This is a genomic window from Bdellovibrio bacteriovorus, from assembly GCF_025558485.1.
Lineage (GTDB): Bacteria > Bdellovibrionota > Bdellovibrionia > Bdellovibrionales > Bdellovibrionaceae > Bdellovibrio > Bdellovibrio bacteriovorus_G.
In genome coordinates, this window is record NZ_CP102930.1 from 1,932,528 (window position 1) to 1,950,998 (window position 18,471).

The following is an 18,471-nucleotide window of genomic DNA, read 5'->3' on the forward strand; positions in this document are numbered from 1 at the left end:
GCGCGGCGCTTCTGCAAAAGTAAGCAGGTACCTTTTGGGTGGAAGTGGGCGCATAGTTATTAGATATGCAGCATTTACCCGCTATGATTCATGACCTGGCCCTGATTCTTGGAACAGCTGGCTTGGTGACCCTTCTGTTTAAAAGACTTAATCAACCTATTGTTCTTGGATATCTGGTCGCCGGTTTTTTGGTAGGCCCGAAGACCTCTATTTTTCCGACAGTGATCGGGGTGTCCAGTATCAATCTTTGGGCGGAAATTGGTGTCATCTTTTTGCTGTTTGCACTGGGATTGGAATTTAGCTTTAAAAAGCTAATCCGCGTTGGGGGTTCCGCAAGCTTTACGGCGTTGTTTGAAGTCTCTTTGATGATTCTGTTTGGATACACCACGGGACAGATTCTGGGCTGGTCCACTATGGACAGTCTGTTCTTGGGGGGGATTCTGTCGATCTCTTCAACTTCCATTATCATCCGGACAGTGGAAGAGCTTGGATTTAAAAACATGAAGTTTGTCGGTATGGTCTTCGGTGTTCTGGTGATCGAGGATCTGGTTGCAGTACTTCTTATGGTCTTGCTGACCACAGTGGCATTGACCCGGGATTTTTCTGGTACGGAGATGCTGGGGGCGGTGCTGAAGCTGGCCTTCTTCCTGTCGATCTGGTTTGTGGCTGGGATCTTCCTGCTGCCAAGCTTCCTGAAGCGGGCACAAAAGTTGTTGTCGGAAGAAACCGTGCTGGTGGTGGCCGTGGGGCTTTGTCTGATGATGGTGGTCTTTGCCAGCAATGTTGGGTTTTCTTCCGCGTTGGGTGCGTTCATCACCGGATCTATTCTGGCGGAAACCATTGAAGGTGAGCGTATTCACCATCTGATTGCGCCGATTAAGAATCTCTTTTCGGCCGTGTTCTTTATTTCGGTCGGGATGCTGATAGATCCGTTGATTATTTCCACTTATTGGAAGGAAGTTCTGCTGCTTTCAGCCGTGGTGATCGTGGGTAAAACCTTAAGTGTTACTTTAGGCTCAGTGCTTTCGGGGCAGACGCTAAAGTCCTCTGTACAGTCCGGGATGAGCCTTGCGCAGATCGGTGAGTTCTCCTTTATCATCGCGACTTTGGGTCTAAGTCTGAAAGTCATCAGTGAAAAGATTTATCCGATTGCGGTGGCCGTTTCGGTGATGACGGCGTTTACCACACCTTACATGGCAAGATCGGCAGAGAAAGTTTATGGCTGGCTGGAAAAGGTGCTGCCACCGAAGTTCATTCAGACCCTGGACAGTTACAGCGTGATTTCTTTTTCCATGTCCGGGAGCAAGGACTACCGCGATCAGGTCCGGGCTTACATTTTAAAAGTTCTGTTGAATGCCGTCGTGGTCGTGGCGGTGTTCCTGACCATGGCCCGTGTGTTTTTGCCGTTTCTTTTGGAGCGTCAGATTGCCGAGGGGCCTGCGAAATTTATCACCCTAAGCACGACATTGATTTTAAGTGCGCCGTTCTTGTGGGCGCTGGCTTTTGGTCGCACCAAGCAGTTTGAGGCCCTGATGGTTGGGCAGGGCAAAGGAAGTCATAACTATGTCTTTTTAGTTTCCCGGATCATGCTGGCAGTGGGGCTGTTGGGGGCGATGGTTGCGCAGTTTGTGCCGTTAATGTGGGCCGTGGCGATCACTCTGTGGATGGTTGTAGTGGTGGGGTATGTGCTGTCGCAAAAACTTCAGGATATTTATCAGTGGTTTGAACGCCGATTCCTGACAAATCTGAATGACGAAGTTCAAAAGAATCATGCGCGTAAACACAGCCGTGCTCTGGCTCCGTGGGATGCGCATATTACGGAATTTGAAATCCCGCCGGAAGCTCCGTACGTCGGGGTGCCTTTGCACCAGCTGTCTATTCGGGAGAAATACGGCGTGACCATTGCCCTGATTGAACGGGGGCGTCGTCGGGTGACGGCTCCAGGACGGATGGAATGTCTGATGCCGCATGACCATGTGTTTGTGATCGGAACAGATGCGCAGTTGATTCAGTTTAAGAGTTTCATTGAAGCAGACCTGCCAGCACAGGCAGCGGCTGAAGAAGAGGCCGAATACAGTCTGGAACAATATCTGCTGACAGAGGCCTCGCCCTTCTTGAATAAAACCATTCGTGAATGCGGTTTACGTGAAATGACCCATGGTCTTGTTGTGGGAATTGAACGCGAAGGTGGCCGGATCTTAAATCCGGATTCCAGCGAAACCCTGCGCAGAGGAGACCTGCTGTGGATCGTGGGCGATCGCGATAAGATCCTGCAACTGAACTAGAGCCTCCAGCGCAAAAGATTTTTTAAAGCGCTCATTTTGAATTCTGTATAAGGTGGGTACATGATCCGAAGCACCTTTCCAAAGAAGGACTGCTTAAGGACTGCCTTTTCATGGGAAAAGGTCTGGAATCCATGCAGGCCGTGATAGCGCCCCAGTCCACTGTGATTGACTCCGCCAAAAGGCAGATGGGGATTTACAAAGTGAATCACTGAATCATTAAAGACCAACCCGCCAGAGCTGGTTTCTTTCAGGATTTTTTCAGTGTTCATCTGACTGTGGGAATAGAAATACAGCGCCAAAGGTTTCGGGCGATCGTTGATAAAATGAATCACCTCGGAAATTTCCTTAAACGTCATCATCGGCAGAATCGGACCGAAGATTTCCTCTTGCATCACCAGGGCATGCGGGTCTGTCTTGTCCAGTAACGTGGGACTGCAATAGTGCTTCTCGGGCACACAGTGACCGCCAAAGATGACTTCCGCTTTTTTAGAGACAGCATCATCAATCAAATCCTTCAGTCGCTGGGTATGATTTAGCGACACCATACGCGCCAGATCCGGGCTGTTTTGAATTTGTTCTGCAGATGATCCGTAAAACTTTTCAATAGCGCTGACCAGATGCTTTTTAAATGCTGAAGCCACAGATTCGTGCACGAAAAGATAATCCGGTGCCACGCAGGTTTGTCCGGCATTGATGAATTTGGCCCAGGCCACTTTTTCGGCGCTTAAGGGAAGATCTGCCGTGGCATCAATGATGGTGGGGGATTTTCCACCCAGTTCCAGCGTTACGCTGCTAAGGTGTTTGGCGGCGGCTTCCATGATGATTTTTCCCACGCGGGTGCTGCCGGTAAAGAAAATATGATCAAACGGAAACTTCAGAAGTTCCTGTGTGGTTTCAGCGCCCCCCTCGGCGACAAATACGTGTTCGGTGGAAAAGGCGGCTTCAGCAATTTTTTTAATTAACGAGCTTGTGTGACGAGTCAGTTCTGAAGGTTTTACGATGGCACAGTTGCCGGCAGCGATGGCCGAGATCAACGGCAGGAACACCAGTTGGAAGGGGTAGTTCCAAGGACCGATCAAAAGGCACACGCCACGGGCTTCGGGTTGAATGAAGCTCTGGCTGCCGAACAAAGTCAGCGGCGTTTTTACTTTGTGCGGGCGTGACCAGTTCTTAAGATTTTTGCGTGTGAAGTGCAGTTCCTTTAAGACGGGATAAATCTCTGACAGCAGAGTTTCGGCTTCAGGTTTGTTGAAGTCTTTTTTTAGAGCCTCGATGATCTCGGGCTGATGGGCCTCGATGGCCTTTTCCAAGGCATTCAGGCTTTGGATACGGGTTTCAAGGGATTCGCTGCGAAGTTTCAGCGAGAACTGCTTTTGATGAAGAAAGATCTGTTCCAACATAGCCCTATGTTAGAACACTGTGAAATGGAGGCAATGTTTAAGTTGGCAATGGCTGGCTGTTAGAAGGAAAAAATCTTCCCGCAACGGCCCGGCATGACGACATTCTTTTGTTTTAGCACGCGCCAAAGGATCTTGGAACCCAAATCATTGTTCATCAACTCGGGATGGAACTGTAAAAGCAGGCCGCGTCCATTCTTAAACTCTGTGGCCTCTGTCACACCGTCGTGCCCGTGGGCCGCCAGTTGTAACGGGCCGCCTTCTTTAAAAATTACGGACTGGTGGTGCAGGGAATTGACTGTCATGCGGGTTTGGCCTTCGGCCAGCAAAGAAGCCAGAATGTTGTTCTTAGTCGGCTTTAATTCAATTTCATGCCAGTCATTGCCATGACTGACGTCGGTGCCGACATGGAAAGGAACATCCTGAATCAGTTTGTAACCCAAAGCCACGGAAGAAATCTGCGAGCCACGGCAAACCCCCAGCAGGAAGCCTTTTTCGCGGGTAACATAAGACTTGATCAGCTCGATCTCGAATATGTCACGAGCGGGAATGGTGTTGCGTGAGTGGGTGTTTTGTTTCTTATACAGGGAAGGTTCCACATCATCGCCACCCATGGCGACCAGGAACGGGAACTTTTCAGAAATCTGCGTGAACAGGTCGCGGGTTTCACTTTGTGAAAGTCCCAGGTTGGCGTTGATTGGCAAAATGTAAGAGCTGTGTTTGGCCTTGGCGAAAATCTTCTGGAAGTTTTCCACACGTTGGGAATTACGCGTGTAATCCTTTGGCAGATTGGCCAGTAAAAGGGCGCGGGATTCGCGGGTGACTTCATCCAGCGGTTTGAATCCTGACATTCGGACATCGGGCAGACGGCCTTCAAAAAGTTCCATCAATTCAGGATTGCGATCCAGATTTTGTAAATATCTTTGTGCCGCCTGCTCTGGGGTTTCACTGATTTTTACCGGCAGAATCAGCGGAGCCAGTGTATTCCCTGGGGACCATTCATACAGGCGCACCAGTTCAGAGGCTGAACTGGAAAGAGAAATAAATAGAACGGCGGCCACGAAAAGGGATTTCACGATATTCATACCCAGAGGTTGTTCAAAATAGATGCCACGATATAAGAGATGAAATCGAAATGCTTTAGGTCCCAGTGTCTTAGAATGAGACGAAGCCAAACTTTGCCTGCGAATGCTCGCATGTTAAACAGAGTGCGAGATAAAAAATTGTGAGAAGCCACTGGTCGCAGTTGAGCGGGATTAAAGTCTTTTTTAATATGCTCGTTTGTTGTAGGATAGGACTTTACAGTTATTTTGATCAGCTCAGCTTTGCTCTGAGATATTGATCGCAAGCTCCAGTCGAGCGCTCATAGTTGTTAATGTCTTCGTCTTTGTAAATCCTGTAAGGTCCTAGGCGGAATAAGTAAGATCTTTTTCTTTCTGCATTGTCGGCTGTGCTATGCACTTTGACTTTGGTCGCAGAGGAGAATGATGAGTTTTATAAAAAGGACAGTGGTTTCCTTGCTTTCTTTGGTTTTTGTAGTGGCTTTGGCGGGTTATTGGCTTCAGGATGACCTGCAGATTTATCGGGAAGACCTGATCTATTACGGTCTTTGTCATATCAAACTTGTCGGATGGTCCATGTTTTGGGCCCTTGTCATCGGTGTTCCTGCGGGAACAGTTCTAAGTCGTCCGCGTTTTGCGGGCTTTGCTGAAAAAATAATTCAGATTTTCAATGTGGGAAATGCGATTCCGACGATGGCGGTTTTAGCTTTGGCGCTGGTATTGTTTGGCATCGGGGATGTTCCTGCGATTTTGGCACTGGTGCTGGCGTCCTTGCTGCCGATTGTGCGTAATACCTATGAAGGCTTGGTCCGCACATCTCCGGCGCTTTTAGAGGCTGCCAAGGGCGTGGGAATGACGCCGAATCAAAGTCTTTTTAAAGTGGAACTTCCCAATGCCATACCCATCATCATTGGCGGAGTGCGGACGGCGCTGGCTATTAACGTTGGAACAGCGCCTTTGTCCTTCATTATCGGTGGCGACAGCTTGGGTGGTCTGATTTTCCCGGGAATTTATCTTAACAATCAGGGGCAACTGTTGTTGGGGGCCCTGGCGACGGCACTACTGGCTTTGTTCTTGGATAGCTTGGTGGCCTTATTCGGGCATGTGATGCTTCGTCGCAGGGGGCTTGCATGAAGAATATTTTAATCCTGTCGGTTGTTTTAAGCTTTATTTTTGCCGCTCCAGCATGGGCGCAGAAAAAGATACGCATCGGAGCAAAGAATTTCACTGAACAATTCCTGTTAGCGACCATGACGTCAGAGCTTTTAAAAAAGAACGGATATGAGGTCGAACTTACGACGGGTTTGGGAACGTTGGTAATGCGTCAGGCTTTGGAAGTAAAGCAGTTGGATCTGGTGTGGGATTATACGGGCACGGGATTGATCGTATATTATCACGTTCCGGAAAAGCTGACCGGCTATGCCAGCTATGAGCGTATTCGCGACTTGGATGCAAAAAAAGATCTGATGTGGCTAAGTCCGTCTGCATTGGATAACGGCTATGCTGTGACAATGCAAAAAGAGGTGGCGGCAAAGCTCGGGATCACCACTCTTGAAGAACTGGCCAATTATATCAAGTCGGAACAGCAGAAGTTCCCTAAGAAGAAGCATTTGTTTGCCCTTGAGTATGAGTTTGCGTCGCGGCCTGATGGTTTAAAGCCGTTACAAAAGGCTTATGAATTTGAATTCAAAAGAACAGATATCAAGCAAATGGACCCGGGGCTGGTTTACACGGCCCTTCGCAATGGACAGGTGCTTATTGGTCTGGCCTTCAACTCGGACGGTCGCATTGCGGGCTTTAATTTGACGGATCTGAAGGACAACCGGGGATTTTTCCCTTCTTATTTTGTGACTCCGGTGGTGCGCAAGGAAGTCCTGCTGAAGTTTCCCGAACTTGAAAAACTGTTGGGAGAGCTTTCTAAGAAGCTCGATACAGACAAGATGCGTGAGTTGAACCGACGGGTGGATATTGAACATCAGTCGATCGAGCGTGTGGCCAGAGAATTCCTAAAAAAGGAGGGATTGTTATGATGGATATCTCCTCTTATCTTCAGTCGGAATGGCCGTTTATTCTGGAGTTGACGGTGCAGCACATTTCCCTGGTGGCTGTCGCGGTGGGATTTGCCGTTATATTAGGGGTCCCGGTGGGAATTCTGATGACCCGTTTTCGCTGGCTGGTGGGGCCGCTGTTGGGGGCTGCGACAGTGGTTCTGACTTTACCGTCTATCGCACTATTCGGTGTGATGATTCCGATTTTTGCAAAGTTTGGTGCCGGTCTTGGGAAGCTTCCAGCGATTACCGCCGTATTTTTATATTCATTGCTGCCGATTTTGCGCAACACCTATCTGGCGATCACCAATGTTGATGAGGGCCTGAAACAGGCCGCAGAGGGGATTGGTATGACCTTCTGGCAAAGATTGCGCTGGGTGGATTTGCCGATGTCCGTTCCGGTGATTTTGGCAGGTGTGCGTTCTGCCGTGGTGATGAACGTGGGAGTGATGACCATCGCCGCCGTTATTGGCGCCGGCGGTCTGGGTGTGCTGATTTTGCGCGCGATCAGTCAAAGCAGTACAGAAAAACTTATCGTGGGGGTCGTGCTGGTCAGCGGGCTGGCGATTGGAATGGACCTGGTGTTGCAGTGGCTACAGAAGATTTTAACTCCGAAAGGAATTCGTAGATGATCAAGTTGGATAAGCTTTCAAAAACTTTCAAGCAGAAGAATGTCGAAGTTAAAGCCGTGGATTCAGTCAGTCTTTCTGTTCCCAAAGGAGAGATATGTATTTTTCTGGGGCCTTCGGGCTGTGGCAAGACGACGACGTTAAAAATGATCAACCGTTTGATTAAGCCCACGTCCGGGAAAGTTTATATCAATGATCAGGATACTTCTGACATTGACGAAGTCACACTTCGCAGAAACATTGGATACGTGATTCAGCAGATCGGACTTTTTCCGAATATGACAATTGAAGAAAATATCTGCATTGTTCCCAAGATGCTGGGGTGGGACCGGAAGAAAACACATGAACGGGCCCAGGAATTAATGTCGATGGTGGCATTGGATCCGAAAAAATACATGAACCGCTATCCGCGAGAGCTTTCCGGAGGCCAGCAGCAGCGTATCGGTGTCATTCGGGCTTTGGCCGCAGACGCGCCGATTTTATTGATGGATGAGCCTTTCGGGGCGGTGGACCCGATCAACAGAGAATCCATTCAGAATGAATTCTTTCAGATGCAAAGACAATTGCAAAAGACCGTACTGATGGTCAGTCACGATATCGATGAGGCGATCAAGCTGGGTGACAAAGTGGCCGTGTTTCGAGCGGGAGCGTTGACTCAGTTTGCTCCACCGGATGCACTGCTGGCCCAACCAAAGGATGATTTTGTGGCGGCCTTTGTGGGACAGGATCGGACTCTTAAGCGATTATTATTGGTTCGGGCCGGTGATGCTGCTCAGGATATTCCCACTGTGCGTCCTGAAACAAATGTGCAGGATGCACTGGGAGTAATGGACGAAGTCGATACGAAATATCTGACGGTGACAGATGGCAATAATATTGCTCTGGGATATGTGTCGCGCAAAGGGTTGCGAGAGGGGTCTCTGAAAGCCTGTGGGGAGGCGTTGAAGCCGTTTAAAGCAACGGCGGCATGGGACGAAAACTTAAGGGTGTTGTTGTCTCGAATGTATGAACTGGATTCCAGTTGGCTTCCGGTGATTGACGGGGATGGTAAATACCTCGGCGAGGTCACACAGGAATCCATCGCAAGTTATTTAAGCTCAGGGAAATCCAAAGGCTGATTATTGGGCCGCTTCAATCACGCGGTAGTTGTCAGAGTTTGAGCACGCGCTTCCAAACTTCTTTTCAAGTTGTAAAGAGGTTTGGGCGAGACTGGAAACATATCCCGGGCCGCCATGGCTTTGCCAGACCTGTAGCCATTCAGGGAAGGTGTAAAGTGAAGCGGAAACATTTCTAAGCAGTCTTGATGCTGCAACATCCACCTGATCGTCTGTCAGTTGGCGATTTTGCTGTTGCAGTTGTTCCTTTAGATTCTTTTTGTGGTTTTGGAAGTCTTTCAGACCTTTTTTGAAATCAAAATCTTTCGGCGAAACGTAAGACAGGGCCTGGGCACGGTCAGCAGGGCTAAGGCTGCCAAGCAGTTGCAAATTGAACTCCTGACTTTTACGACGAATGAAGTCCACGCGGCTAAACAGGAATTGCTCCAGATTTTTAACTGCTACAGCACCCCCGGTGTTGTATCCCAAAGTCACCAGCAGGCGTTTAATTTGGGTGTAGTCACCATACGCATAACCCGCTTCTTTCAGCAGGGCCGGGATATGGCGTTTTTCAAATTCTGTGGCCACGTATTTTTCATTCAGCTTGTGAAAGATTCCGGCATACAGCAGATTGCGCAAGGGGTTTGAGGTCTTATTCATCAAAGCGCACTTGCGTTCGTTTTTTACGGGCTTCCAGAAGTTTGTGCGGGCTTGCGTGCGAACTTTCAGCCACTGGCAGGATTTGCGTGAGCTTTGATAGATCATGTTTTTATAAACAGGCAGAACCTGATCCACATCGGTGATGGCTTTGCCGGTAAGTTGGCCAATTCCAGCGTCTCCGTTGGGGTTTTGAATCAAGGTGTGGAAGCCGCTTTCCATCATCAATTTCGGAAACAGCCATTGCGGGTCGATTTCAAGACAGTCAGTGATGGCGGCAAAAGCCTGGCTTAAGGCTTTGATTTCGCCTGTGCTGTAGCGTGGGCGAGCTTGGCCGGGTTGTGGGACGGATTTTTCCGTGGTGCATTTTACGAAGAGCTGCGACTTTTCCCCTTCGGCAATACGGGGGAAAGAGGTTTTCAATGCGTGGGCCATGCAGCTGTCAAAGTTTTCTGCTGAGGCCATGAACGGCATCACACTGATCACAAATGTGACAACGAGGGTCTTAAGAAGTAATATAGAGGATCTGACAAAGGGGCCCTGCATATCGCTTTATAAAAGCAAGGCCCAAGCCACTAGATGACTTCGAGGTCCTTTTCAAAAGTGTCGCAAAGTGAGTCAACCACGTCTTCCAGTGCGCCTGTCTTTTCAAAGAGCTGGCGTTGGGTTTCATAGCTGGGATTTTGCAGATCTTTTTCAAGGTCTTTCAGATATTCGGTATAACCCATCTCTGTCGCGTCGTCTTTCATGGCGGCCAGAAGATCGTTGATATCCTCGCGCAGGTTCTTGGTCATGCCGTCGTTATCAATCAACACGTCACAATCCAATCCATTGCGGGATGCGCGCCATTTGTTTTCACGGATCATCCAGTCTGCCGGTGTCTGGCGACGGTATCCCTGATCCAGGCGTTTTTGAATGTGCCGAGCCAGCAGGTGAATGAAGGCCACCAGACGGGTGGTGCGGCGAATCCCCGGCACTCCATCACAAATACGGATTTCCAGCGTTCCATAGTTTGGACTTGGACGGATGTCCCACCAGATGTCCTTGAAGCTTCCAATGGATTTACTGTGAGTTAATTTTTGCACAATCGTTTCAAAGTCGGCCCAGTTTTCAACTTTGCAAGGGGTGCCTCCGGCCGGGTGGGCTTCAAAGACCGTGATGCGGGAAGAGGCTAGGCCCGTGTCGTGTCCGGTCCAGAACGGCGAGCTTGCGGACATCGCCAGCATGTGCGGCAGATAGTACAGGAATTCATTCATCATGGCGATACAGTGATCGCCGTCCTTCATGCCCAAGTGAACATGCAGTCCGTAAATCATCAGACGGCGGGCGATGTGTTGATTGCGCTCAATCAAATATTCATAGCGGTCAGAAGGGTAGAACAGACGATTGTGCCATTTCGCGAAAGGATGCGTGCCGTTCGCAGCAAGGCGGGCGCCGTGTTTTTTGCAGATACGCAGCAGCTCTCGGCTGGTTAATAGCAATTCCTGTTCTACTTCCTGAACATTTTTGCAAATGGGAGTGTCGATCTCCAGCATGCTCTGAAAAATTTCAGGCTTTAGGTGAGGGCTTTGTAAGGACCATTCTTCCAGAATGTCCGGAGATATGGGAAAAAGGTTGCGGGTCAGCGGGTGGATAATTTGAAGCTCAACTTCGACACCCAGCGAGAATAAGTCAGATTTTCCAAACGGAATAGGTTGAGGCTTATTAGTCATAAAATCACCATAGGGAGTTATGACCAGTGGGGCAAATTTTAATGGTGAAAATGTGGGATTTTCATGACTTGGCGCGCTTAAATGACATTTAAAATAAAAATGGGGGGCCTCATCGGCCCCCCGGACTCGTGTGAAGGGAACCACCAAACCTTCACTGAGTCGCCCAACATCTAAAATTTTATCAAGCTTTAGTATCGCTTGTTCTTCGCCTCAACTCGGGCGGGGCGTCTGGCCACCGTTATCCAGAGAGCGTACATCACAACTCCCGAGTAGAAGAGGCAGAACATTGCTACATCATGTAAGTCTGTCATGTTCTCTCCTTTTACTTTTTGCGGCCTTCCTTGGCCTTCGGATCGTCGAGGTGCCATCCTAGCGTCCTCTTGTCTCCGCTTGTAAGAGCGTCCGTGCTCTTATTGATATGACAGGCAGGGGTGAGTTTCGGGTTAAAGATTTTTGCTAAAATTGTGGGCACAAAAAGGTCCAGGTGTGGACAAGGGGTCTAAGGGCATTTTATTGACTCTGAGGGGTGAAAATGATTAATTATTTCTTCCCTCTATCAGAATTTCTTATAGGTGCGCGCGAGTGGTGGAATTGGTAGACACGTACGTTTGAGGGGCGTATGCGCAAGCGTGGGGGTTCAAGTCCCCCCTCGCGCACCATGTATAATCAATACTTTTTCTTCATAGCTGACTCCAGATACGTCGGTGAAAGAACGAAATTGGGGCTGCTAGGTTCAGATTTTATATTTGAACCTAGCATGTGATTGCAGTCAGGTTTTATTCTTGAGGTTCATCAGCCAGAGGACTGTAGGGATCTCCGTTGAATACGGACATATGGTAGGTGTCGGCCTTCTTGTAAATATTGACGTATATGCCATACCAGGCATTCATTTTTCGCAGCTCTGACATGTCATAAAGGGTGTGGCCTCCGCAATCGCGGTTCTCTTTTACCTCCACACGGACTTCATAGTAGAAACCCGGAAGATAGTTTATGAAGGTCTTGCTATCACCCGGCTGCAAACAACCACGATCCCCAATCAATCCGAGGGCGTTATAGACCGTCATCCAAACCGAGCGGTCTGAGTCATTTTCATACTGAATCGTTGTGGGAAAAATTGTGTTGCCGGTATCTGCATCTGCTTTTGCGACCAGAGAGGAAAGAACAATTGTAGCTGCGATCATAAGATTTTTCATTTCAGTTCCTTTGTTATGTCCACATCAGTGTGGGCGTTTCAAAGAACTAAAATGCAGGCGGCATGCCACAGCTTCGACCAAGTGATTTCAGTAGCTTACACCAGCTATAGGGTGCCGGAACCCCGGCAGCTGCCGAGGGCCCGGTAAGAAGCCGCCGGTTTACCGGCTATATGATACCACCGTTGACTCGCAGGATTTGTCCAGTGATCCATGCCGCATCGGGGCCTGTTAAAAAGGACACAACATTGGCAATATCATTCACGTCCCCCAAGCGCCCCAAGGGCGTGCGCCCAATGATCGGAGCGATGTCAGCTTCGGTTTTGTCCTTCAGGAACAATTCGGTCGCGGTGGGGCCTGGAGCCACGCAGTTGACATTGATTCTTTTTGCGCCGAGTTCTTTGGCAAGAATATGTGTCAGGGTTTCCACGGCTGATTTAGTGGCGGCATATACGCCGTATGTTGGCTGATACAACCCCACAACACTGGTTGAAAAGTTGATGATCCGTCCTCCGTCGCGCAGTCGGGTGGCGGCTTCGCGCAGGCAGTTAAAGGTTCCTCGCAGATTGATGTCGATGGTTTCAGTGAAAAGCTCATCGCTGCTTTTGGCCACAGGGGATAGCTTCATAATTCCGGCATTGTTGATTAAAATATCCACAGGCCCGAATTCTTTTTCGGTGACGTCGAATAAGGCTTTAACCGACTGTGAATCGCGAACGTCAGCTTGGGCTGCCACCGCCTTTCCTCCGTCGAGTTGGATTTTTTTGACCAGATTGTCTGCATTGCTCTTGTCGTTAGCGTAGTTGATGACCACGGCCAGACCGTCTTTGGCCAGTCTTTGGGCAATGGCGGCTCCGATTCCCCGGGAAGATCCTGTAATAATGGCTGTTTTCATAAAGACCTCTTTCTTGCTTAAATTTAGCAGTTAAAAACAGTCGAATAAAGATCCCATTTCAGATAACATTGTTCTATATAAATGAACAATTAAGGGAACTCCCATGCTAAAGCCAGAGCTCATAAAGATTTTTATATCCGTTTGCGAAACCAAAAGCTTCACGGCGACTTCGCAGGCCATGAGTCTGCAAAAATCCAGTATTTCGTCCGCTATTCAGAAGATTGAAGAAGCTGTCGGCGTCCAGCTTCTGCAAAGAACCACGCGAAAAGTCACCATCACTCATGACGGGAAACAGTTCTATGAACGTTGTAAGACGCTGCTGTCAGAACTTGATGAAATTGAAAGCATGTTCAAAAAAGGCGGGAATATCTCTGGCCGGATTCGTGTGGATATGGCGGTACCCATTGCGGTGAATGCGGTTATTCCAAATCTGCCGGAATTTCTTTCCCTGCATCCTGATATTGAAGTCGAACTTAGCAGCACAGATAGAAAAGTAGATCTGACGGCAGAAGGATTTGATTTTGTTGTCAGATCCGGGGCGATGGGGGATTCTGCATTGACGGCAAAAAAGATCGGTACCTATCAAATCGTGAATTGCGCCAGTCCTTCTTATTTAAAGAAATACGGTGAGCCCAAGGACATCAAGGATTTGAAAAAACATATTCAAGTCCATTACTCACAAAGTCTTGGTGGCACCGCCAGTGGTTTTGAGTTCTATGATGGTAACCGCTATGTCATGCAGAAGACCCGGCACAGGCTGATGGTGAATAGTACTTTGTCCTATATGGCGGCTTGTGTGGCCGGGCTGGGAATTGCGCAGATTCCTTTGACGGAAGTTGTGAAAAATCATCTTAAGACAGGTCAGTTAAAAGAGGTTTTAAAGAAGTACAAATCAGAACCCATGGATCTTTACTTCCTGTATCCCGACGGAAAGCTTTTATCCAAAAGAGCCAGGGCTTTTATGGATTGGATGGAAGGGTATTTAAAGAATTATCTGGATCAATAGCCTAAGATAAAGTGGACTCAACGTGCTGAGTTTTTGAAGCAATTGCCCGTTCCGTGCTCTTCCGTATGCTGACGGAATATTCCGTTAAGAATGGTTTTATCAAAAGGATTTCATTACCCCTTTGCACTGCATCCTCAAAACCGGCAAACATGTCGGACAGATTTCACTTTGTTCGATGTTTTTTCGGGACAAACTATGTCTGTCCAGGAATCCCCCGGGATCTTCTTTTTTAAAGTTTACATCTGCGCCGAAAAAAAGGAAACACCGTCTCATTCAAAACAAAGGTGTTTTCTAAAATGAAGGCACCCCAAAAACAAAAAGGGGATAACATGAAAAAATTCATCGCTATGATCGCGCTATTGGCGGGTTCCACTGCATTTGCTCACACTGCTGACACTTCTTGGGAAGTTCTTGAGAACGATCCAACAATCAAATTGGCAGCTCCAACTGTATTCATGGGTCACGCTGTTGATTACACTTTCGTGTGTGTTGACGGTGCTAACCTTCGCACTAAAAAGCCAGTTGCTCAGTACGACGTAATCACTATCGGTAAGAACCAGCGTAAAGAAATCTACAAAGGTTCCAAATACCTTTCCACTCCAATCAACTACTCCCGCACTTCCTGGGAATGTGACTGGTCTGTTAACGGTAAACACCGTACTTGCAAAGACAAAGTTATCTCTGGAACTTACCCACTGACTGTGAACGTGAAAGTTTACAGACAACTTAGCACTAAGAACGACTACTCCAAGTACTTGTTCACTAAACAGTTGAACGTTCCAAACTGCCAGTAATAGTGTTACTTGAAATTCCGGGGCGTTGACATAAAGCCCCGGAGTTTTTGTGTTGTTGCAACAGCTGTTCTGATGAGTTAGTCCCTCCACCTGAGGGGACGATGGAGATCAACGCTGAGCTGAACACACACATGACTGCAAGTTCAATTCCGGACCAGGTGTCACAGGATATTGAATCTTACTTGCTGCGCTTTAAGGATCCGAAGAAGGGTCTGAATATGCTGGCGGCAAAGTCTCAGGTTCACGTGAAGACGCTGAATCGTTTGCGTGAAAGAACTCACAATCCAAACTACTCAACTCTTTACAAATTATACTCTTGTCTTCTGGAAACCCGGGACCTGAACCAGCTTGTGGAAAAAGTTCCGCCGGTGGTGCGCGAAAAGCTGCAACGGACTGATCCGCAGCTAAAGTCGTCGCCTTTGCATCGTTTTAATTTTGATTTGGAAACGGACTTGCAGAAAGACCCGTGTTTTACCGAGCTTTATGTTCTGTCAGAAACACGGCCGTTTGATGACCATTATGTTCGGGACAGATTTGGCTCTTATGGGCTGACTGTTTTGGAACGCATGCTGGAACTTAAAGTCATTCGTCCGTTGGGTAATGGCTTGTACGGCCAGGGCGAAATAAGATCCCCATTTTCAGCGGAATCCATCAAGTCCGTTGGCATCAGACTGACAGAACGTTTTTCAAAAACGGCGAATGTTGATACGAACTTTGCAAACTTTATGTCTTTGTATTTTGAGACGGTCAGTGAAGAAACCTATCGTGAGTGGGTTTTGATAGAAGAAAGAGCTTTTAAAGAACGCGTAAAGCTTCTGGAAAAGCCGCAGGCAAAGGGCGATATCCCGGTGTTTGCATTTACTGTAGTGGATACTCTTTTGGAGAACGAACAATGAAATTCTTTATTGCGCTGTTAATCGCATCCATTCTGGTTGTTGGCGCTGCTCAAACTGCATACGCTGGCGGAGGTTCTGCCGGTGGTTCAGGCAACCGACCTCCGCACGGGAATGTTGACAGATAGGCTGTTGCGTCTGGTGAACGGGTTCACTGATTGAATGCCTGCTTGGGGCTGGCTGTGCTTTCCACTTTTATAAATTTCAGTTTCAGTAAAGAGCTGCTCCACTGCCGGGTTTTATTGGCCAGTGCGATGTCTTCATTCAGACGGTATCCGTAAGAAGGAAATATCTGTCGGATTTTATTTTGCCACTCTGTCGTTTGTAGGCGGTCCTTAAAGGACTTCTCGACCAATTTCAGCATGATCGGCGCGGCAGTCGAAGCGCCCGGCGAAGCTCCCAGAAGGGCCGACATCGTGCCATCTTCTGATGTTACGACTTCCGTACCGAATTGCAGGATTCCGCCATGTTCTTTGTCTTTTTTGACTATTTGAACCCGCTGTCCCGCGATTTCCAGCTTCCAATCGTCTTTCTTGGCATTCGGCAGATATTCGCGCAGTGAAGCCACTCGTTCATCGTCACTTAGCAAAAGCTGGCTTATTAAATAACGAGTCAGTGGAATGTTATCCAGACCGGCGCGGATCATGGGAATCAGATTATGACGATTTAATGCGCGCGGCAGGTCCCACCAGGAACCATTCTTAAGATACTTGGTTGAAAACGTCGCGAATGGTCCAAACAAAAGGGCTTTTTTCCCATTGATGACTCGCGTGTCCAGATGCGGGACGGACATGGGTGGTGAACCGACAGAGGCCATGCCATAAACTTTGGCCTGATGTTTTGCGATCAGTTCTGGGTTGGAGGTGACCAGCCATTCACCGCCCACCGGAACACCGCCATAGCCATTGGCTTCAGGAATGCCGGATTTTTGCAAAAGCTTTAAGGCGCCTCCGCCAGCACCGATAAAGACAAACTTCGCTTTCACAGCACGGGTTGTTTCTGAGCCCAGATCCCGCACCACGACAGTCCAGCTCATGTCTTCATTGCGTTTTAAGTCGCGCACTTCGTGGCGCAAATTCAAATTTACTGAGGGCTGCGAGATCAGGGATTTAAACAGTCCTTCGGTCACAGAACCGAAGTTCACATCGGTTCCCAGTTCCATGCGCGTGGCCGCCACTTTTTGATGGGGATCGCGTCCTTCCATAACCAAAGGAATCCATTCTTTCAGCTTTACAGGGTCTTCAGAATATTCCATGCCTTTAAACAGAGGTTCTTGAGTCAGGGTCGCATGACGTTTTTTCAGATAGCGGATGTTGTCATCGCCCCAGACGAAACTCATGTGCGGAACGTTGTTAATAAATGCCGCTGGATCGGGTAGAACTTTTTGTTGAACCTGATAGGCCCAGAACTGTTTGGAAAGTTCAAAGGATTCATTGATCTCCACGGCCTTTTTGGTGTCGATGCTTCCATCAGATCTTTCCGGGGTGTAATTCAGCTCACAGAAGGCCGAGTGGCCGGTGCCGGCATTGTTCATGGCCGCCGAGCTTTCCGCAGCCACAGTGCCCAGGCGTTCGTAGATTTCGATACTGGAGTCGGGGGCCAGCTCTTTCAGTAGCGTTCCCAGGGTGGCGCTCATAATGCCGCCACCAACCAGAACGACATCGACATTTTTCTCAATGGGTGGGGTGGAAGGTGAGCAGGCAATCAGGCTTAAACATAAGAGAAGAAACAAAAAGTGTTTCATAGCAAGACCTCTCTGAAGTTTAGAGTTTGTACTGAACAGTAAAACTATAAACCCTTGAGAGTCTATGTCATGCAGAGGCTCGCTGAAGGGCCCCTGCTTTGCTAAAGGTCAAATCTATTGGCCGTTCATCATATACTTCAAGCCCGTGGGGACGTCTTCAAGAAACATAAAGCGTGGATCATGGACAATCCACAGGGCCGAGGCATTTTCAAAGTCGTGTCCGTCGCCGACGTTGCCATTGAGCTTATTGTTTATGGCCCATTTGCCTGGAGGCGAATTGAACAGACCCATCAATTCTGAGAGAGTCATATTTAGTTTATCGGAAATCAGAATTTCACTCTAAAGACAGGAGTGTGTCAGAGTGTTCCCTAAAAAAAGCTAGAGAATGAATTGGCAGGAAAACTGTTTAAGGTGTGGCCTATATTTGGCGGAACGGGCTAAATTGAGGCGTTGCAAATACGATACTTTGCAACGCTTTACATATTTAGCCCTTCGAGGGCGGGGCTTAGATTGCGGCCTTAAGTTTCGCAATATCAATTTTCTTCATCGTCATCATGGCGTCAAAGGCTTTTTTCGCCTTCGCCGGATCGGAACTGGTGGTAAGTTCCAGCAGAATTCGGGGCGTGATTTGCCAGGAAAATCCCCAGCGATCCTTGCACCATCCGCAGTCGCTTTCCATCCCGCCGTTGTTGACGATGGCATTCCAGTAGTGATCGGTTTCTTCCTGTGTTTCAGTCACCACCATAAAGCTAACAGATTCGTTGGGTTTAAAAATCGGCCCGCCATTCAGACCCACAAACTTTCGTCCCAGCACTGTGAACTCGACGGTCAGTTCTGTGTCCGCTTTACCGCCGGGGAAGTCGCCGGGAGCTTTATTGACCTTGCCAACGCTGCTGTCGGGAAATGTTTTTGCATAGAAGCTGGCGGCTTTGCTGGCTTCGCCGTGGTCAAACCAAACGCAGGTGATAAGTTCTGCCATCGTATTTCTCCAGTCGTGTTTGGGATTAAAATGAAATTTTATCGGACATCAGGCCGGGAGTCAGCCCGCAAATAACCATCTGCCGGA

18 protein-coding genes and 1 tRNA gene are annotated in these 18,471 nt (G+C 48.4%); 10 read left to right on the forward strand and 9 right to left on the reverse strand.

The window, feature by feature from the left end:
• Window positions 1–65: 65 nt before the first annotated feature.
• Entirely contained in the window at window positions 66–2,285 is a 2,220-nt protein-coding gene (locus EZJ49_RS09450; RefSeq protein ID WP_410468735.1) for a cation:proton antiporter, read from the forward strand.
• Here EZJ49_RS09450 and EZJ49_RS09455 read toward each other — a convergent pair.
• Both EZJ49_RS09455 and EZJ49_RS09460 read right to left on the reverse strand, forming a co-directional pair.
• Complete coding sequence (locus tag EZJ49_RS09455) at window positions 2,282–3,685, reverse strand: aldehyde dehydrogenase family protein (RefSeq protein WP_262551820.1); 1,404 nt, start codon at window positions 3,683–3,685, stop codon at window positions 2,282–2,284. The genes EZJ49_RS09450 and EZJ49_RS09455 overlap by 4 nt on opposite strands.
• A gap of 59 nt (window positions 3,686–3,744) precedes the next feature.
• Window positions 3,745–4,758 carry a gamma-glutamyl-gamma-aminobutyrate hydrolase family protein gene (locus EZJ49_RS09460; protein WP_262551821.1) on the reverse strand — a complete coding sequence of 338 codons (1,014 nt, stop codon included), beginning with the start codon at window positions 4,756–4,758 and terminating at the stop codon, window positions 3,745–3,747.
• 408 nt (window positions 4,759–5,166) lie between these two features.
• On the opposite strand from EZJ49_RS09460, the gene EZJ49_RS09465 reads away from it, so the two are divergent.
• From EZJ49_RS09465 to EZJ49_RS09480, 4 genes are read left to right on the forward strand one after another with little or no spacing between them, the layout of a single operon-like run.
• The gene (locus EZJ49_RS09465; RefSeq protein WP_262551822.1) at window positions 5,167–5,877 is read left to right on the forward strand and encodes an ABC transporter permease; all 711 of its coding nucleotides are present in this window, start codon (window positions 5,167–5,169) and stop codon (window positions 5,875–5,877) included.
• A complete protein-coding gene (locus EZJ49_RS09470; RefSeq protein ID WP_262551823.1) occupies window positions 5,874–6,773 on the forward strand; it encodes a glycine betaine ABC transporter substrate-binding protein in 900 nt (299 codons plus the stop codon). Before EZJ49_RS09465 ends, EZJ49_RS09470 begins: the two co-directional genes overlap by 4 nt.
• A complete protein-coding gene (locus EZJ49_RS09475; RefSeq protein WP_262555940.1) occupies window positions 6,773–7,423 on the forward strand; it encodes an ABC transporter permease in 651 nt (216 codons plus the stop codon). The genes EZJ49_RS09470 and EZJ49_RS09475 overlap by 1 nt, the downstream gene beginning before the upstream one ends.
• Window positions 7,420–8,538, forward strand: coding sequence for an ABC transporter ATP-binding protein (locus tag EZJ49_RS09480; protein ID WP_262551824.1), 1,119 nt, complete (start codon window positions 7,420–7,422; stop codon window positions 8,536–8,538). The genes EZJ49_RS09475 and EZJ49_RS09480 overlap by 4 nt, the downstream gene beginning before the upstream one ends.
• On the opposite strand, the gene EZJ49_RS09485 is transcribed toward EZJ49_RS09480, so the two are convergent.
• Window positions 8,539–9,636, reverse strand: a complete 1,098-nt coding sequence (locus EZJ49_RS09485) for a hypothetical protein (RefSeq protein ID WP_262551825.1) — start codon at window positions 9,634–9,636, stop codon at window positions 8,539–8,541. It abuts the gene before it with no gap.
• A 110-nt stretch (window positions 9,637–9,746) separates the two neighbouring features.
• The gene (locus EZJ49_RS09490; RefSeq protein ID WP_262551826.1) at window positions 9,747–10,883 is read right to left on the reverse strand and encodes a YbdK family carboxylate-amine ligase; all 1,137 of its coding nucleotides are present in this window, start codon (window positions 10,881–10,883) and stop codon (window positions 9,747–9,749) included.
• Between the two features lie 576 nt (window positions 10,884–11,459).
• Here EZJ49_RS09490 and EZJ49_RS09495 point away from each other — a divergent pair.
• Window positions 11,460–11,542 (forward strand) — tRNA-Leu (locus EZJ49_RS09495).
• Window positions 11,543–11,659: 117 nt separating this feature from the next.
• Here the strand turns inward: EZJ49_RS09495 and EZJ49_RS09500 are convergent.
• Both EZJ49_RS09500 and EZJ49_RS09505 read right to left on the reverse strand, forming a co-directional pair.
• Complete coding sequence (locus EZJ49_RS09500) at window positions 11,660–12,076, reverse strand: hypothetical protein (protein WP_262551828.1); 417 nt, start codon at window positions 12,074–12,076, stop codon at window positions 11,660–11,662.
• Window positions 12,077–12,242: 166 nt separating this feature from the next.
• Window positions 12,243–12,968: an SDR family oxidoreductase gene (locus tag EZJ49_RS09505; RefSeq protein ID WP_262551829.1), complete on the reverse strand. Its 726-nt coding sequence runs from the start codon at window positions 12,966–12,968 to the stop codon at window positions 12,243–12,245.
• A 103-nt stretch (window positions 12,969–13,071) separates the two neighbouring features.
• Between EZJ49_RS09505 and EZJ49_RS09510 the strand changes: the two genes are divergently transcribed.
• The 4 genes from EZJ49_RS09510 (at window position 13,072) to EZJ49_RS09525 (ending at window position 15,789) form a co-directional block, all read left to right on the forward strand.
• Window positions 13,072–13,974, forward strand: coding sequence for a LysR substrate-binding domain-containing protein (locus EZJ49_RS09510; protein ID WP_262551830.1), 903 nt, complete (start codon window positions 13,072–13,074; stop codon window positions 13,972–13,974).
• Window positions 13,975–14,303: 329 nt separating this feature from the next.
• Window positions 14,304–14,768 carry a hypothetical protein gene (locus tag EZJ49_RS09515; RefSeq protein WP_262551831.1) on the forward strand — a complete coding sequence of 155 codons (465 nt, stop codon included), beginning with the start codon at window positions 14,304–14,306 and terminating at the stop codon, window positions 14,766–14,768.
• Window positions 14,769–14,869: 101 nt separating this feature from the next.
• Window positions 14,870–15,664, forward strand: coding sequence for a hypothetical protein (locus EZJ49_RS09520; RefSeq protein ID WP_262551832.1), 795 nt, complete (start codon window positions 14,870–14,872; stop codon window positions 15,662–15,664).
• Window positions 15,661–15,789 (forward strand): hypothetical protein, encoded by a 129-nt coding sequence (locus EZJ49_RS09525; RefSeq protein ID WP_262551833.1) that lies wholly within the window; start codon window positions 15,661–15,663, stop codon window positions 15,787–15,789. Before EZJ49_RS09520 ends, EZJ49_RS09525 begins: the two co-directional genes overlap by 4 nt.
• Before the next feature lie 23 nt (window positions 15,790–15,812).
• Here the strand turns inward: EZJ49_RS09525 and mqo are convergent, their stop codons facing one another.
• The 3 genes from mqo to EZJ49_RS09540 form a co-directional block, all read right to left on the reverse strand.
• The gene (gene mqo, locus EZJ49_RS09530) at window positions 15,813–17,405 is read right to left on the reverse strand and encodes a malate dehydrogenase (quinone) (protein ID WP_262551834.1); all 1,593 of its coding nucleotides are present in this window, start codon (window positions 17,403–17,405) and stop codon (window positions 15,813–15,815) included.
• Window positions 17,406–17,519: 114 nt separating this feature from the next.
• Window positions 17,520–17,714, reverse strand: coding sequence for a hypothetical protein (locus EZJ49_RS09535; protein WP_262551836.1), 195 nt, complete (start codon window positions 17,712–17,714; stop codon window positions 17,520–17,522).
• Between the two features lie 196 nt (window positions 17,715–17,910).
• The gene (locus EZJ49_RS09540) at window positions 17,911–18,384 is read right to left on the reverse strand and encodes a VOC family protein (protein ID WP_262551838.1); all 474 of its coding nucleotides are present in this window, start codon (window positions 18,382–18,384) and stop codon (window positions 17,911–17,913) included.
• Window positions 18,385–18,471: the final 87 nt, after the last annotated feature.